Source organism: Streptomyces sp. NPDC079141, from assembly GCF_040686775.1.
Classification (GTDB): domain Bacteria; phylum Actinomycetota; class Actinomycetes; order Streptomycetales; family Streptomycetaceae; genus Streptomyces.
In genome coordinates this window covers 386,816-402,351 of sequence record NZ_JBFBLP010000005.1, presented here as the reverse complement: position 1 = coordinate 402,351, position 15,536 = coordinate 386,816, and the positions used below count along the sequence as shown (strand labels likewise).

At 71.5% G+C, this 15,536-nt stretch carries 15 protein-coding genes; 8 read left to right on the top strand and 7 right to left on the bottom strand.

The window, feature by feature from the left end:
* Nucleotides 1-18 precede the first annotated feature (18 nt).
* The gene (locus AB0Q90_RS18530; protein ID WP_363164066.1) at nt 19-378 is read right to left on the bottom strand and encodes an SsgA family sporulation/cell division regulator; all 360 of its coding nucleotides are present in this window, start codon (nt 376-378) and stop codon (nt 19-21) included.
* A 176-nt stretch (nt 379-554) separates the two neighbouring features.
* Between AB0Q90_RS18530 and AB0Q90_RS18525 the strand changes: the two genes are divergently transcribed.
* The 6 genes from AB0Q90_RS18525 to AB0Q90_RS18500 all read left to right on the top strand — a co-directional run bounded on the left by AB0Q90_RS18525 (nt 555) and on the right by AB0Q90_RS18500 (nt 5,453).
* Nucleotides 555-1,625 carry an energy-coupling factor ABC transporter permease gene (locus tag AB0Q90_RS18525; RefSeq protein WP_363164067.1) on the top strand — a complete coding sequence of 357 codons (1,071 nt, stop codon included), beginning with the start codon at nt 555-557 and terminating at the stop codon, nt 1,623-1,625.
* 1 nt (nt 1,626) lies between these two features.
* The gene (gene cbiQ / locus AB0Q90_RS18520; protein WP_363164068.1) at nt 1,627-2,388 is read left to right on the top strand and encodes a cobalt ECF transporter T component CbiQ; all 762 of its coding nucleotides are present in this window, start codon (nt 1,627-1,629) and stop codon (nt 2,386-2,388) included.
* Nucleotides 2,376-3,143 carry an ABC transporter ATP-binding protein gene (locus AB0Q90_RS18515; protein WP_363164069.1) on the top strand — a complete coding sequence of 256 codons (768 nt, stop codon included), beginning with the start codon at nt 2,376-2,378 and terminating at the stop codon, nt 3,141-3,143. The genes cbiQ and AB0Q90_RS18515 overlap by 13 nt, the downstream gene beginning before the upstream one ends.
* Before the next feature lie 10 nt (nt 3,144-3,153).
* On the top strand, nt 3,154-3,624 hold the full coding sequence (locus AB0Q90_RS18510; RefSeq protein WP_363164070.1) for a MarR family transcriptional regulator: 471 nt from the start codon (nt 3,154-3,156) through the stop codon (nt 3,622-3,624).
* 149 nt (nt 3,625-3,773) lie between these two features.
* The gene (locus tag AB0Q90_RS18505; protein ID WP_363164071.1) at nt 3,774-4,220 is read left to right on the top strand and encodes an organic hydroperoxide resistance protein; all 447 of its coding nucleotides are present in this window, start codon (nt 3,774-3,776) and stop codon (nt 4,218-4,220) included.
* Nucleotides 4,221-4,355: 135 nt separating this feature from the next.
* Nucleotides 4,356-5,453: a trypsin-like peptidase domain-containing protein gene (locus AB0Q90_RS18500; RefSeq protein ID WP_363164072.1), complete on the top strand. Its 1,098-nt coding sequence runs from the start codon at nt 4,356-4,358 to the stop codon at nt 5,451-5,453.
* Nucleotides 5,454-5,515: 62 nt separating this feature from the next.
* Here the strand turns inward: AB0Q90_RS18500 and AB0Q90_RS18495 are convergent, their stop codons facing one another.
* Nucleotides 5,516-5,785, bottom strand: coding sequence for a hypothetical protein (locus AB0Q90_RS18495; RefSeq protein WP_363164073.1), 270 nt, complete (start codon nt 5,783-5,785; stop codon nt 5,516-5,518).
* A 151-nt stretch (nt 5,786-5,936) separates the two neighbouring features.
* Between AB0Q90_RS18495 and AB0Q90_RS18490 the strand changes: the two genes are divergently transcribed.
* A complete protein-coding gene (locus tag AB0Q90_RS18490; RefSeq protein ID WP_363164074.1) occupies nt 5,937-7,109 on the top strand; it encodes a serine hydrolase domain-containing protein in 1,173 nt (390 codons plus the stop codon).
* A gap of 267 nt (nt 7,110-7,376) precedes the next feature.
* Here the strand turns inward: AB0Q90_RS18490 and AB0Q90_RS18485 are convergent, their stop codons facing one another.
* From AB0Q90_RS18485 to AB0Q90_RS18465, 5 genes are all read right to left on the bottom strand, one after another.
* Nucleotides 7,377-7,652, bottom strand: coding sequence for a DUF1876 domain-containing protein (locus AB0Q90_RS18485; protein ID WP_363164075.1), 276 nt, complete (start codon nt 7,650-7,652; stop codon nt 7,377-7,379).
* A gap of 91 nt (nt 7,653-7,743) precedes the next feature.
* Nucleotides 7,744-8,589, bottom strand: coding sequence for a DMT family transporter (locus AB0Q90_RS18480; protein ID WP_363164076.1), 846 nt, complete (start codon nt 8,587-8,589; stop codon nt 7,744-7,746).
* Complete coding sequence (locus tag AB0Q90_RS18475) at nt 8,586-9,083, bottom strand: YbaK/EbsC family protein (RefSeq protein ID WP_363164077.1); 498 nt, start codon at nt 9,081-9,083, stop codon at nt 8,586-8,588. Before AB0Q90_RS18475 ends, AB0Q90_RS18480 begins: the two co-directional genes overlap by 4 nt.
* A gap of 147 nt (nt 9,084-9,230) precedes the next feature.
* Complete coding sequence (locus AB0Q90_RS18470; RefSeq protein WP_363164078.1) at nt 9,231-11,468, bottom strand: MMPL family transporter; 2,238 nt, start codon at nt 11,466-11,468, stop codon at nt 9,231-9,233.
* A 103-nt stretch (nt 11,469-11,571) separates the two neighbouring features.
* Nucleotides 11,572-12,177, bottom strand: coding sequence for a TetR/AcrR family transcriptional regulator (locus AB0Q90_RS18465; protein ID WP_363164079.1), 606 nt, complete (start codon nt 12,175-12,177; stop codon nt 11,572-11,574).
* A gap of 149 nt (nt 12,178-12,326) precedes the next feature.
* On the opposite strand from AB0Q90_RS18465, the gene AB0Q90_RS18460 reads away from it, so the two are divergent.
* Nucleotides 12,327-15,536, top strand: a complete 3,210-nt coding sequence (locus tag AB0Q90_RS18460) for a S41 family peptidase (RefSeq protein WP_363164080.1) — start codon at nt 12,327-12,329, stop codon at nt 15,534-15,536.

Sequence of the window (15,536 nt, the reverse complement as noted above, 5' to 3'; positions counted from 1 at the left end):
ACCGGCCTCCCGCGCGCGTCAGCGGCGCACGGGCTCGGCGGCCGCCATGTAGGTGCGGCGCAGGAAGCGCAGCAGGGCCTTCGACTCGAACTGCACCACCGAGACGCCCTGCGCGGAGTGGAACTCCACCACCGCCTGCACCCGCCCGCACGGCCACACCCGTACGTCGCCGCTGCCGGCCGGTGCCCGCAGTCCCTGTTCCAGCAGATCCCGGGAGAAGGTCCACTCGTGCGGTCCGGGCAGTCCGACCCGTACCGCGCGCGGATCCCTCTCGGGGTCGTAACGCAGGACGACGGGGACGGCGCCGCGGTCTTCCTGCACCTGGACGTCCGTGTCCGTGACGATCTGGGCTCGCGCGTACTGTTCGACTACCGACATCGGGCGGCCCCTTACGCTGCGTGACCTATGCGAAGGCTGTGAATCCGCTTCCTCTCCAATGTCGCATATTTTCCCCGGGGCGCCTCCGGGCGGGAGATTGTGCGCCGGTTGTTCGCCGGTTGTTCTCTGTCACACGCTCTTGCAAGCCGTTCGCAACAAGCCACTATCATCGAACGGTGCATGTGCCTGACGGATTCATAGACGCCCCCACTTCGGTCGCGACCGGAGCGGTCGCCGCGGCCGCGATCGCGGTCAGCCTGCGCGGCGCGCGCCGCGAACTCGACGAACGCACCGCGCCGCTGGCCGGGCTGGTGGCCGCGTTCATCTTCGCCGTGCAGATGCTGAACTTCCCCGTCGCCGCGGGCACCAGCGGCCACCTGCTGGGCGGTGCCCTCGCCGCGATCCTGGTCGGCCCCTACACGGGCGTGCTGTGCGTCTCCGTGGTCCTGCTCATGCAGGGCATCCTCTTCGCGGACGGCGGCCTGACCGCGCTCGGCGTGAACATCACGAACATGGCGGTCGTCACCACGGTCGTCGCCTACGGGCTCTTCCGCGGCCTGGTCAAGGTGCTGCCGCGCACCCGCCGTTCGGTGACCGTGGCCTCCTTCGTCGCGGCCCTCGTCTCGGTGCCGGCCGCGGCCCTCGCCTTCACGCTGATGTACGCGGTCGGCGGCACCACCGACGTCTCGATCGGCAAGGTCGCCACCGCCATGGTCGGCGTGCACGTCCTGATCGGCATCGGGGAGGCGGCGATCACGGCGCTCACGGTCGGCGCGGTGATCGCCGTGCGCCCGGATCTCGTGTACGGCGCGCGCGACCTGCGTCAGCGCCTGAAGCTGCGCGTGAACGGCGCACTGGTCGACGCTCCGGCGCCCGAGGGGGCGCTTGACGGAGCGCGCACGGCGCCCGTCGCGGCGCGCACCTCCCGGCGCGCGCTGTGGATCACCGGTCTGGTCACCTCCCTCGTCCTCGCCGGGTTCGTCAGTTTTTACGCCTCGTCCAGCCCCGACGGCCTGGAGAAGGTCGCCTCCGACCAGGGCATCGACAAGGAGGCCGAGGAGCACACGAACGCCGACTCCCCGCTCGCCGACTACGGCGTCAAGGATGTCGACGACGCCCGCCTGTCCGGGGGGCTGGCGGGCGTCATCGGCGTCGGCGTCACGGTCGTCGCGGGCAGCGCGGTGTTCTGGGCGGTGCGCAGGCGGCGCACGAACGAGGACGTCTCCCCCGTGAGCACGGGCGTCTGACGTGGGCGCCGGGCACGCACACAAGCTGTACCGGCACGGGCACTCCCCCGTGCACGGTCTGCCGCCGCACACCAAACTCGCCGCGACCTTCGCGTTCGTCCTCGTCGTGGTGTCGACGCCGCGGGAGGCGATGTGGGCCTTCGGGCTGTACGCCGTCCTGCTCGCGGTCGTCGCGTACGTCGCGCGCGTGCCCGTCGGCTTTCTGCTCAAGCGGCTGCTGATCGAGGTACCGTTCGTCGCGTTCGCCGTGCTGATGCCGTTCGTCGCGGAGGGCGAGCGCGTCGAGGTGCTCGGCATGTCGCTGAGCGTCAGCGGACTGTGGGGCGCCTGGAACGTGCTCGCGAAGGGCACCCTGGGCGTCGCCGCCTCCGTACTGCTGGCCTCCACGACCGAACTGCGCGAACTGCTCCTCGGCCTGCAACGCCTCAGGCTCCCGCCCCTGCTGGTGCAGATCGCCTCCTTCATGATCCGCTACGGCGATGTCATCACCGACGAGATGCGGCGCATGCGGATCGCGCGGGAGTCGCGCGGGTTCGAGGCGCGCGGCGTACGGCACTGGGGCGTGCTCGCGAAGTCCGCGGGCGCGCTGTTCATCCGCTCCTACGAACGCGGCGAGCGCGTGCACCTGGCCATGGTCAGCCGCGGGTACGCCGGTGCGATGCCGGTCATCGACGAGGTGACCGCGTCCCGGGCGCAGTGGTCGTACGCGCTCGCCCTCCCCTTCACCGCCCTCGTGGTCTGTCTGCTGGGATGGACGTTGTGACTGCTTCTCTTGAGGTCTCCGGCCTCGCCTTCGCCTACCCCGACGGCCATCAGGCCCTGTTCGGCGTGGACTTCTCCATCGCGCGCGGCGAGCGCGTCGCGCTGCTCGGGCCGAACGGCGCCGGCAAGACGACGCTCGTGCTGCACCTCAACGGCATCCTCAGCGGCGGCACCGGCACGGTGAAGGTCGCCGGACTGCCCGTCGGGCGGCAGCACATGGCGCGGATCCGGCGCAAGGTCGGCATCGTCTTCCAGGACCCGGACGACCAGCTGTTCATGCCGACGGTCCGCGAGGACGTGGCGTTCGGGCCTGCGGCGGCCGGGCTGAAGGGGCCGGAGCTGGAGGAGCGCGTGGACCGGGCGCTCGCGCAGGTCGGCATGGCGGAGTTCAAGGAACGGCCGCCGCACCATCTGTCGTTCGGGCAGCGCCGCCGGGTGGCCGTGGCGACGGTGCTGGCGATGGAGCCGGAGATCCTGGTCCTGGACGAGCCGTCCTCCAACCTGGACCCCGCCTCCCGCCGTGAACTGGCCGACATCCTGCGCTCGTTGGACGTGACCGTACTGATGGTCACGCACGACCTGCCCTACGCGCTGGAACTGTGCCCGCGCTCGCTGATCCTGAGCGAGGGCGTGATCGCGGCGGACGGCGGAACGGGCGAGCTGCTCGCGGACGAGGAGCTGATGCACGCCCACCGGCTGGAGCTGCCGTTCGGCTTCGATCCGCGTTCCGTGCCGGCGGCCCGGATCCGTCCGTGACAATGGGCGCGTGACGAACGACGAGAACGGTGGTGCCGCCGGCTCCCCGCTGCTCGACGAGCAGCTGTGCTTCGCGCTGTACGCGGCGCAGCGTGCGGTGACGGCCGCGTACCGTCCGCTGCTCGACGACCTCGGCCTCACCTATCCGCAGTACCTCGTCCTGCTGGTGCTGTGGGAGCGCGGGGAGACGACGGTCAAGGAGCTGGCGGGGGCGCTGCGGCTGGACTACGGGACGGTGTCGCCGTTGCTCAAGCGGCTGGAGTCCGCGGGGCTCGTGCGCAGGGAGCGCGCGATGAGCGACGAGCGCTCGGTGCTCGTCGCGTGCACGGGGCGTGCGGAGGAACTGAGGGAGCGCGCGGCGCGTGTGCCCGGCGCGCTGCTCGCGGCGACGGAGCTCGGCGGGCCGGAGGTCGCGCGGTTGCGCGAGGAGTTGTGGCGGCTCGCGGACAAGGCGCAGGCGGCAGCGGACCGCGCACGCTGACAACCACGCGCCCGGCGCGCACACACTGACGCGCGCCCCCGATCTGGCATTACCCGCGGTTGCCACCCCCTGCCCGCGCCCCCGCACCTACCGGCCAGTACCTTGTGCACGATGTTCTTGTGCGCACCGATGTCCGGGGGAGGACGCCCATGACCGACGGCACCGCTGTCGACACCCGTCCGACGAAGATCATGTACGTCGCCGAGGCCACCGCGCACGGCGGCCGGGACGGCTATGTGACCAGCCAGGACGGCCAGCTGGAGCTGCGCGTCGCGATGCCGCCGGAGCTGGGAGGCGACGGCAACGGCACCAATCCCGAGCAGTTGTTCGCCGCCGGATACAGCTCCTGCTTCCACAATGCGCTCGTCCTCGTCGGCCGCCGGGCCGGCTTCGACCTGTCCGGCTCCACCGTCGCCGCGAAGGTCGGCATCGGCCCCAACAAGCAGCTCGGGTACGGCCTCGCCGTGGCCCTCAGTGTCTCCCTGCCGGTGCTCGACGCGGACGTGGCGGCGAAGCTCGTGGACGCGGCCCACGAGGTCTGCCCGTACTCGAACGCCACCCGCGGCAACATCGACGTCACCATCCTGCTCGGCTGACGTCGAGACGAAGCTCCGCACACCCTCCGACGACCGTCCACAGCCTGTTCACGGCGCACGCATGGCATGACCATGACACGGTGATTGCATACACCCTCAAGATCATCGCTCGATTTCGAGAAGACCGAGGTACCCGTGCGCCTTCACCGCGCCCTCACCGTTGTCGCTGCCGCGGCAGCGCTCTCCCTGACCCCGCTGACGGCCCACGCCACGCCGATCGCCGAGCGGTCCGCGGACGTCCCCGCGGGCATCACCGTGTCCGCCGAGAAGAAGTCGGACAACGAGGTCCGCTCCTACTGGACCCCCGAGCGCCGCCGGAAGGCCGTCGCCGATTCCGAGACCACGCCCGCCCTGAAGAAGGCACCCGGCACCGGCGCGAAGAAGGACAGAACGCCGGTCGCGAACCCGGCCGACCTGTCCGCCCCGGCCGTCAGGCCGACGAACACCACCCTCGTGCAGAGCAGCGCGACCACCGCGGCGGCCACGGAGATCTCCGTCTCCCAGGAGGTCCCCTACACCACCGCCCCGCAGTACTCCCTGGTCGGCCGCCTGTTCTTCAAGTGGCCCGACGGCACCGACCACACCTGTTCGGCCGCCGTCATCGTCTCGAACAACCGCAACACGCTGTGGACCGCCGGACACTGCGTCCACCAGGGCGACGGCACGGGTGCCGCCGGCTGGAACAACATGACGGAGTTCGTTCCCGGCTACCGCGACGGCAGCGGCCCGTTCGGCTCCTGGACCATCAAGTCGAAGATCGTCAGCAACGAGTGGATGGAGAGCGGCGACGTGTACACCGCCGACTACGCCGCCCTCGTCCTCGACGACCACCCCGTCTGGGGCAAGCTCCAGGACAACGTGGGCGCGTTCGGCTACACCTTCACCGCGAACCTCACCGACCACGCCGAGGTCTACGCCGCCGGCTACCCCGGCGAGGGCTACAACCGCACCGACCTCACCGGTGAGCGGATGATGTACTGCTACGGCGACACCGTGGACGCCTTCTCCTGGAACCCGCTCGACGACCGCATGTCGATGGACTGCGACATGGGCGGCGGCTCCTCCGGCGGCCCCTGGATCGAGGGCAAGAACTCCACCGACCCGCGCATCATCGGCACCGTCAGCCACCACGAGGAGGACGAGGCGGGCAACCGTATCTCCGACAACCAGTTCTCCTCCGAGCACGACTCGAAGGCCGCCAACACGATGACCGCCGCCAACGGTATCGCCTGACCGGCACGGCAGGTACGGCGGGAGGGGTTCGCGCGGTCGGCGCGGACCCCTCCGGCGCTCGGTCACTCGGGCTCGGAGTGCCTGGCCAGCTCCCCGGCCAGCTCGTCGAGGATCTCCTGCCTGGTCATCGAGTCCACGTCGGCCGGCAGTTCCTTCCCCGACTTCGCCAGCTGCTCCTTCCACAGCTCGACGTAGTAGGCGCGGGTCCTCACCGGTTCCGTCTGCACGGACACGGCCGTGTCCTCCTCGGTGAAGGCGGCGTACGCGGCGGCGCCCGCGCCCGCGCACACGACGGCCAGCAGCGCACCCGCGATCAAGATCTTCTTCGTCACCCGGGCAGGCTAACGACCCGACCGGATCCGGACGGTCCTCCTCCGCCTTCCCCCCACACAACCCCCTCCGATTCCGCCGAGCCGAGGAATCGCAGGCGACCGCCCGGTGTTGCACCCACTGTCGCAGGCGAGTGGGAAAGGACCTACGGACGTGGATGTGAACGGCACGGTCGTCGAGGGATTCGAGCCGGTCAGGGCGGCGTTCGTACGGAACTTCGAGGCGCTCGGCGAGCGCGGCGCGGCCGTCTCCGTCTACCGCGACGGGCACCGGGTCGTGGACCTGTGGGCCGGCACCCGCGACGTCGACGGCACCGCGCCGTGGGAACGCGGCACCGCGCACGTCGTGCGCTCGGCGACCAAGGGCGTCGCCGCCGCCGTACTCCTGCTGCTGCATCAGCGCGGGGAACTGGATCTGGACGCGCCGGTGGGTGAGTACTGGCCGGAGTTCAAGGCGCACGGCAAGGAACGGCTGCTCGTGCGGCATGTGCTGAACCACCGGGCCGGGCTGCCCGTGCTGGACACGCCGCTCACCCCCGAGGAGGCGCTGGACCCGGCACGCGGTCCCGAGGCGGTCGCCGCGCAGGCCCCCGTCTGGGAGCCGGGCACCGACCACGGCTATCACGCGCTGACCTACGGCTGGATGCTCGACGAGCTGACCCGGCGGGTGACGGGGCGCCGGGCCGGCGAGTGGATCGCGGCGGAGATGGCCGCGCCGCTGGGCCTGGACCTGTGGCTCGGGCTGCCGGAGTCGGAGGCGGCGGCCGGGCGGGTCGGCCGTTCCGGGCGCGTCGACGGTCCCGAGCCGGCCGGCGGGCTGCGCGCCCGACCGAAGCGGACGGTCACCGAGGCCTACGCCGACCCCGACTCCCTGACCCGCCGGGCGTTCGCGGCGATCAGCCCGTTCCCCGACCAGAACGACCCCGCCTACCGCGCGGCGGCGCTGCCCGCCACCAACGGCATCTCGACGGCCGAGGGCCTGGCCCGCTTCTACGCGGCACTGATCGGCCCGGTCGACGGTGTCCGCCTGTTCGACGCGGCCACGGCCCGGCTGGCCCGCGCCGAGGAGTCGGCGGGCCCGGACCGGGTGCTGGTGGTGGGCACCCGCTTCGGCCTCGGCTACATGCTGCACGGCAGCGCGTCCCCGCTGCTGGCCCCCACCTCCTTCGGCCACCCCGGCCGCGGCGGCGCCCTCGGCTTCGCCGACCCCGACTCGGGCATCGGCTTCGGCTACGTCACCAACGGCTTCCGCAAGACCGTGACGGCGGATCCGCGCGCGCAGGCGCTGGTACGGGCGGTACGGGAGTCGCTCACGCGGGGCGCGTAACGTCTCACGCACGCCCCGGCGCGGGCTCTTGGGCGCACCGGACTCGGCTCGCGCCCCGCGCTCGACGCAAAGCACTCACGCCGGGCGCGCACGCCGAGTCACGCGCGCCTGGGATTCGCGGCACGCGCGGATCCCAGGCGGATCCCATACGGCATACGCCCGAGCACCCGCGCCAAACGCCCACGCCCGGCGCGAATCCCGCCCCGCGCGCCCGCGCCAAACGCTCAGACCAGGCGCGCGGGTCGCCCCGCGCGCCCTGGCCTCACCTCACACGTGGATCGGGTGCGACGTACGCCCCGACGCCGAGTCGATCTCGCCGTGCGCCTTCGTCAGCAGTTGCATCGCGAGTTCGTTGAGCGCGCGGGCTGCCGCTATTTCCTCACCGACCCGTGGCTGATTGGAGTCGGTGTGGTGGCGGCTGGCGTGGCCGTGGGCCCGTACCTCGGTGCCGTCGGGCAGACGTACCAGCGCCGCTGCACTCGTGTGCTGGTCGTCCTCGCGGAACTCCATCTCGACGTGCCATCCCACTGCGGTGTGCATCATGACGATCACCTCCGGAATACCTGATTCCAGGGTGCTCCTTCCGGCCCGTTCCACACCACCGCTGCCGCCAAGGAATGGCAGAGGCGCGGCCCTAACCGGCCCGCAGCATCAGCCCGATCCCCACCACCAGCAGCCCCGCCGCCGCGATCCGCGGGGCTCCGAAGCGTTCCTTGAAGAACAGGGCGCCGATCGCCGCGCCGACGATGATGGAGGACTCCCTCAGGGCGGCGATCGGGGCCAGTTCCGCGCGGGTCTGCGCCCACAGGACGAGTCCGTACGCGGCGACGGAGAGCGCGGCGCCGAGCAGGCCTACCGCGGCGTACGGCCGGAGCACGGCGGCCGTCCCGCCGCGCCAGCGCCAGACGGCGTACGCCGGGATCGCCACGCCCTCGACCGCCATCAGCCAGGCGATATAGCCGAGGGAGGAGCCGGAGGCACGCACGCCCAGGCCGTCGACGACCGTGTACGCCGCGATGGTGAGGCCGGTCGCGAGCGCGGCGCCGATCGCGGCAAAGTTGGGCCGGTGTCCGCGCAGCCCCCACAGGGCGACCCCGGTCAGCCCGGCGCACGACAGGGCGATGCCGGCGGCCGCCCAGCCGTCCGGGACCTCATGGGCGAAGAGCGCCGCGAGCAGGGTGACGACCAGGGGCGCGGTGCCGCGCGCGATGGGGTAGGCCTGCCCGAAGTCGCCGAGCCGGAAGGACTTCATCAACAGGACGTAGTAGGCGATGTGGATCAGCGCGGAGCCGATCAGATACGGCCAGGCACCGGCCGCCGGCACCGCCGTGAACGGCACCATGGCCAGCCCGATCAGCGACCCGCCGCCCGCGATCAGGGTGAAGCCGACGAGTTTGTCGGGGATGCGGTGGGCGAGGGCGTTCCAGCAGGCGTGGGTGACCGCGGCGAGCAGGACGGCGGCGGTGACCAGCGGCGTCACGCGGTGCGCTCGCGCACGTCCGCCAGGGCGGCCCCGGCGTGCGCGATCAGCGCCTTGGGTTCCATGGGGAAGACGGTGTGCGGGGTGCCGGCGGCGGCCCAGACGAGGTCGTGGTCGAGCAGGGAGCGGTCGGCCAGGACCCGGGTCCGCGTGCGGTGCCCGAAGGGCGGGACGCCGCCGATGGCGTATCCGGTGGTCTCCCGTACGACGTCGGCCTTGGCCCGGGTGACCCGTTCGGCACCGAGTTCCTGCCGTACGAGGTCGACGTCGACGCGGGAGGCGCCGTCCATGAGGACGAGGACGGGGACGCCGTCCGCGGCGAAGATCAGCGACTTGCAGATCTGGCTCAGTTCGCAGCCGATCGCGGCGGCCGCCTCGGCGGCGGTGCGGGTCGCGTCCGGGAAGCGCCGGATCCGGTCGTGCAGTTCGCCGAGGCCGAGTTCGTCGAGGGCGGCGGCGAAGAGGGGGTGGGCTCCTGAGGCGGCAGACGTCATGGGACGCCACGCTAGCGGTACGTGTACCGGGCACGCGACGGGTTATCGCCCCCGAAAGCCTCGCCCGAACGCCCCCGCACAAAGAGGCAGCCGGTGAGGGCGCCACCGTCCCCACGGGGCCCTCACCGGCTGGTCAGAGGCAGTACGTCAGGCGCGTACCAGCTCCTTGTCCCCGTCCGGATCCACATCCTTGGCGCGGGTCTCGGACACGGCCTTGAGGCCCTCGCCCTCGACGTCCACGTTGGGCAGCACCCGGTCCAGCCACTTCGGCAGCCACCAGGCCTTCTTGCCGAGCAGCGCGAGCACCGCCGGGACGATCGCCATGCGGACCACGAACGCGTCGAAGAAGACGGCGATGGCCAGGCCGAAGCCGATCATCTTCACCATCGACTCGGAGGAGCCGATGAAGCCGGCGAAGACAGCCATCATGATCACGGCGGCGGCCGTGACCACCCGTGCGCCGTGCTTGAAGCCGGTCACCACGGCCTGGCTGGGGCTCTCGCCGTGGACGTACGCCTCGCGCATCCGGGTCACGAGGAACACCTCGTAGTCCATCGCGAGACCGAAGACCACGCCCACCATGAAGATCGGCATCATCGACATGATCGGGCCGGTCTCCTCGACGCCCATGAGGCCGGACAGCCAGCCCCACTGGAAGACCGCGACGACGGCGCCGAGCGCGGCGAGCACGCTGAGCAGGAAGCCGAGGGCCGCCTTCAGCGGGACCAGGATCGACCGGAACACCGCGATCAGCAGCAGGAAGGCAAGGCCGACGACGAGCGCGAGATACGGGATCAGCGCGTCGTTCATCTTCTGCGAGAAGTCGATGTTCATCGCCGTGGTGCCGCTGACCAGCACCTCGGCGTCAGTGTCGGCCTTGATGTCCGCGCCGCTGTCACGGATGGCGTGGACCAGGTCCTCGGTCTGGGTCGAGGAGGGCTTGGAGTCGGGGATGACGGTGATGGTGAAGGTGTCTTCGGCCTTGTTGAACGTCGCCGGGGTGACCGTGACGACGCCGTCCAGGCCCTTGATCTCGTCGGCCACCTCGGTCGCGGCGGCCTTCGGGTCGTCGCTGCCCTTGGCGTCGCCGACGACCATCAGCGGACCGTTGAAGCCGGGACCGAAGCCCTCGGAAAGTAGGTCGTAGGCGCGGCGCTGCGTGGTGGAGGTGGGCTGCGAGCCGTCGTCGGGCAGGCCCAGCTCCAGGGAGCCGACCGGGGCCGCGGCGGCGCCGAGGCCGATGATGCCGAAGAGCAGGACGGCGACGGGACGGCGGACCACGAAGCTCGCCCAGCGGGTGCCCATGTTGGGCTTGGCCGGCTTGTCCTCCGAAGCGGCCGTCTTGCGACCGCGGCCGAACAGCTTGCTCTTGGCGCCCGCCGGCTGGACCTTGCGGCCCGCGTAGCCGAGCAGGGCCGGGATCATGGTCAGCGCGATCAGGACGGCGATGACGACGGTGCCGGCCGCGGCGATGCCCATCTTCGTCAGCATCGGGATGTTGACGACGGACAGGCCCACCAGGGCGATGACGACCGTGAGGCCGGCGAAGACCACCGCGGATCCGGCGGTGCCGGTGGCCCGGCCGACCGCTTCCTCGCGGTCCCGGCCCTCGGCCAGTTCCGCGCGGTAGCGGGAGACGATGAACAGCGCGTAGTCGATGCCGACGGCGAGGCCGATCATCATGGCCAGCGTGGAGGTGGTGGAGCCCAGGTCCAGCGCGTTGGCGAGGGCGGTGATCGTCGAGACGCCGATGCCGACGCCGATGAGCGCGGTCAGCAGCGGCAGTCCGGCCGCGACGAGCGAGCCCAGGGTGATGACGAGGACGACGGCGGCGACCGCGATGCCGATGATCTCGGTGGAGCCGGTCTCGGGCGTGGCCTGGAGCGCGTCACCGCCGATCTCGACGGTCAGCCCGGATTCGCGCGCGTCGTCGGCGGCGTGCTCCAGGGCCTCCTTGGAGGAGTCCTTGAGCTCCATGCCGGAGACCTCGTAGCGGACCTGGGCGTAGCCGACGGTGCCGTCCTGCGAGACCGACTTGCTCTGGAACGGGTCGGTGACCGAGACGACCTCGGAGCCGGTGCCCAGTTCCTTGACGGCCTGCTTGACGGCGGCCTTGTTGTCGGCGGCCGAGAGCTTCTGTCCGTCGGGCGCCTGGAAGACGACGCGGGCGGTCGCTCCGTCGGCGCTCGAACCGGGGAATCGTTCCTCCAGCAGGTCGAAGGCCTTCTGGGCCTCGGTGCCGGGGATGGAGAAGGAGGTGCTGCCCGCGGTGGGCGCGGAGGCGGCGCCGACGCCGGCGAGCGTCAGCAGGGCCACCCAGATCAGGGCGACGAAGTGCCGTCGCCGGAAGGCGAGCCGGCCGAGTCTGTAGAGGAACGTGGCCACGGAGGCGTACTCCCGGTCATGTCGTTGGGGTGTTCGGGGCAGGGGTGATCAGCCCGGCGACGTGAGCGGTGACGTCAGGTGGAATGGGCTTGCTGGGGACTTGTCAGCTGTTGGGAACGCCGAGGGCGGGGAGGACCACGGCGTCGATGTACGAAATGAGGAAGGCCTGTGTCGGCGGCAGCTCGTCGATCATCGTGCGGGCGGCGAACCCGCCGAGCATCATGTGCATCATGTACTCGACCGCGGGGTTGTCCGCACGGACCTCGCCCCGGTCGACCGCACGCTGCACGACACGACGGAACTCCGCCATCTCGGGCTCGACGAGATGGTCCCGGAACGCCCGCAGGAGGTCCGGGTTGCTGTGCACGGCCATGGCCAGACCCCGCATCAGCGCGGAGTTCTGCTCCATCTCGCAGTCGTCCGAGCGCAGCGTGAGCGCGTGCAGGTCGCCCTTGAGCGACCCGGTGTCGATGTCGGCGAGACCGATACCGCCCGGCTTGTTGTGGCGTACGGCCTTCACCACGAGCTCGGCCTTGCCGCCCCACTGGCGGTAGAGCGTGGCCTTGCTGGACTTGGTGCGCGTGGCGACCGCGTCCATGGTCAGGGCGTCGTAGCCGACTTCGCGGAGCAGGTCGAGCACGGCCTCGTAGAGCTCGGCCTCACGCTCGGGTGTGATCCGGCTGCGGCGCACCGTTGCTGCCTCTGCCATGACTCACTCCCCTTTCCCTGACTCAGCGAACGACACTGTTTCGTACAGAACGAATGTAGCGCAGGCCTAAGCGAAACGAAACCGTTTCGTACGTGTCCTGTGTCACGACACGAGTTGCTGGGGCCCATCCCCCGGAAAAGCATGGGGAGGTGAGCTATCTGCGTCTGCCCCACCTCAACGGCGACCTGCTGTGCTTCGTGGCCGAGGACGACCTCTGGCTGGCCCCCCTGGACGGACCCGGCCGCGCCTGGCGGCTCACCGTCGACCGCACCAAGGCCGGTCACCCCCGCTTCTCCCCCGACGGCCGCCACATCGCGTACACGAGCTGGCGCAGTCTCGTCCCCGAGATCCATCTGGTCCCGGTGGACGGCGGACCGGGCCGCCGGCTCACCCACTGGGGCAGCGCCGACACCCAGGTCACCGGCTGGACGGCGGAGGGGGACATCCTCGCCGTCGCCTCCCACGGCGAGCCGTTCTCGTACTTCACCTGGGCGTACAAGGTCACCCCCGACGGCTCCCCCGGCCGCAAGCTGCCCTGGGGCCCGGTCTCCGACATCCAGGTCGCCGACCGCAAGGCCCTGCTGCTGACGGGCACCCCGCCGCACGAGCCCGCCGCCTGGAAGCGCTACCGGGGCGGCGCCACGGGCCGCCTGTGGCTGCACGGGGAGCGGTTGCTGGCCGACCTCGACGGCCATCTGTCCTGCCCCATGTTCGTCGGCGACCGGATCGCCTTCCTCTCCGACCACGAGGGCATCGGCAACCTCTACTCCTGCGCCCACGACGGCTCCGACCTGCGCCGGCACACCGACCACGACGCCTTCTACGCCCGGCACGCCGCCAGTGACGGCACCCGGGTGGTCTACCAGTGCGCGGGCGACCTGTGGATCGTCGACGACCTCTCCAGTGAGCCGCGCAGGCTCGACGTCCGGCTCAGCGGCCCGCGCGCGGGCCGGCGCCCCTACCAGGTGCCCGCCGCCCAGCACCTGGACGGCATCTCAGTCGACGAGACGGGCCGCGCGAGCGCGGTCGTCGTCCGCGGCAGCCTGTACTGGCTCACCCACCGCGACGGCCCGGCCCGCACCATCACCGACACCCCGGGGGTACGGGTCCGGCTCCCGGAGATGCTCGGCCCGGCCGGTCAGGTCGCCTATGTCACCGACGCCGAGGGCGAGGACGCGGTCGAGATCGCCTACCTGCCCCGGGCCACCGGTGACCGCGAGCCGCGCCGGCTGGCCTCGGGCGAGCTGGGCCGGGTGCTGGAGCTGGTCTGCGACCCGCAGGGCGAACGCCTCGCTCTCGCCTCCCACGACGGACGGCTGCTCCTGCTCGACGCCACCGAGGAGTCCAACGGCGAGGTCACCGAGCTGATCCGGTCGATCAACGGCCCCGTCCGCGACCTCGCCTTCTCCCCCGACGGCGCCTGGCTGACCTGGTCCCACCCGGGCATCGGCCGCTCCCTGCGCCAGATCAAGATGGCCCGCATCAAGGACCGTTACGTCGTCGACGTCACCAACGGCCGCTTCGAGGACGAGAACCCGGTCTTCACCAGCGACGGCCGCTATCTCGCCTTCCTCTCCTGGCGCGGCTTCGACCCGGTCTACGACGTCCACACCGGCGACCTGTCCTTCCCGCTGGGCTGCCGCCCCTACCTCGTCCCGCTCTCCTCGGCCACCCCCTCCCCCTTCGCGCTGAACCCGGAGGGCCGCCCGGCCGCCGGCGGACTGGACCCCGCCGAGGACGAGAGCGGCGACGGCGGCGCGGTGACCGTGGAGGTCGAGGGCCTGGAGAGCCGGGTGACGCCGTTCCCGGTCACCGCCTCCAAGTACTCGGCGCTGTGCCCGGTCGCGGGCGGCGGTCTTGTCTGGCTGCGCTGGCCGATCTCCGGCGCGCTGGGCGAGACGTTCGTCAACCCCGCCGACACCAGCGGCCGGCCGACCCTCGAACATTTCAACATCAGCAAGGCGAAGAAGTCCGAACTCGTCGACCACCTCGACTGGTTCGCGGTCAGCGGCGACGGCAGCCGACTGGTCGTGGTGGACGAGGGCGACCTGCGCGCGGTGCCCGCGAGCGAACTCGGCGACAGCGACTCCACGGTGTGGATCGACGCCCGCCGCATCCTGCACGAGGTCGACCCCGCCGCCGAGTGGCGCCAGTCGTACGAGGAGGCGGGCCGGCTCATCCGCGCCTACTTCTGGGACCCGGGCATGTGCGGCCTCGACTGGGACGCGGTGCTGGCGCAGTACCGCCCGCTGGTCGAGCACGTCGCGTCGCCGGACGAGTTCGCCGATCTGCTGCGCGAGGTCCTGGGCGAGCTGGGCACCTCCCACGCCTACGTCTCCGCCGCCCGCCGCAACGAGGGACCGCCGCACTACCAGCGCCGCCAGGGTCTGCTCGGCGCCAACTTCGTCCACCGGGAGGCCGGTTGGACGGTACGGCGGATCCTGCCCGGCGACTCCTCCGACTCCAAGGCCCGCTCCCCGCTGGCCGGCACGGGCATCCGCGAGGGCGCGGTCCTCACCCACGTCGACGGCCGACCGGTGGACCCGGTGGCGGGCCCGTACCCGCTGCTCGCGGGGGCGGGCGGTACGACGGTGGAGCTGACGTTCACCCCGGCGGAGGGGGAAGGACGCGCGCGAAGGGTCGCGGTCGTCCCGCTGATCGACGAGCGCCCCCTGCGCTACCAGGACTGGGTGGCCAAACGCCGCGAGGTGGTCCGGGAGTTGAGCGGCGGCCGCTGCGGCTATCTGCACATCCCCGACATGGGCGGCTCCGGCTGGGCCCAGTTCAACCGCGACCTGCGCATGGAGGTCTCCCGCCCCGCCCTCATCGTCGACGTGCGCGGCAACGCGGGCGGTCACATCAGCGAACTGGTCGTGGAGAAGCTGACCCGCACGATCCTCGGCTGGGACCTCACCCGCAACGCCCAGCCGGTGTCGTACGCGTCAAATGCCCCCAGGGGCCCGGTGGTCGCCCTCGCCGACGAGGCGACCTCCTCCGACGGCGACATGATCACCGCCGCCTTCAAACTCCTGAAGCTGGGGCCGGTCGTCGGCCAGCGCACCTGGGGCGGCGTCGTCGGCATGACCGGCCGCCACTCCCTCGGCGACGGCACGGTGATCACGGTGCCGATGAACGCGGCCTGGTTCGACGCGTACGGCTGGTCCATCGAGAACAAGGGCGTCATCCCCGACCTGGAGGCCCTGCGCACCCCCCTGGACTGGGCGGAGGGCCGCCACGCCCAGCTCGACGACGCGGTGCAACTGGCCCTGGACCTGCTGGAGACCAACCCTCCGGCCTCCCCTCCGGGGTACGCGCACGTACCGGACAGGTCGCGGCCGAAGCTGCCGCCGCGCTCCTGA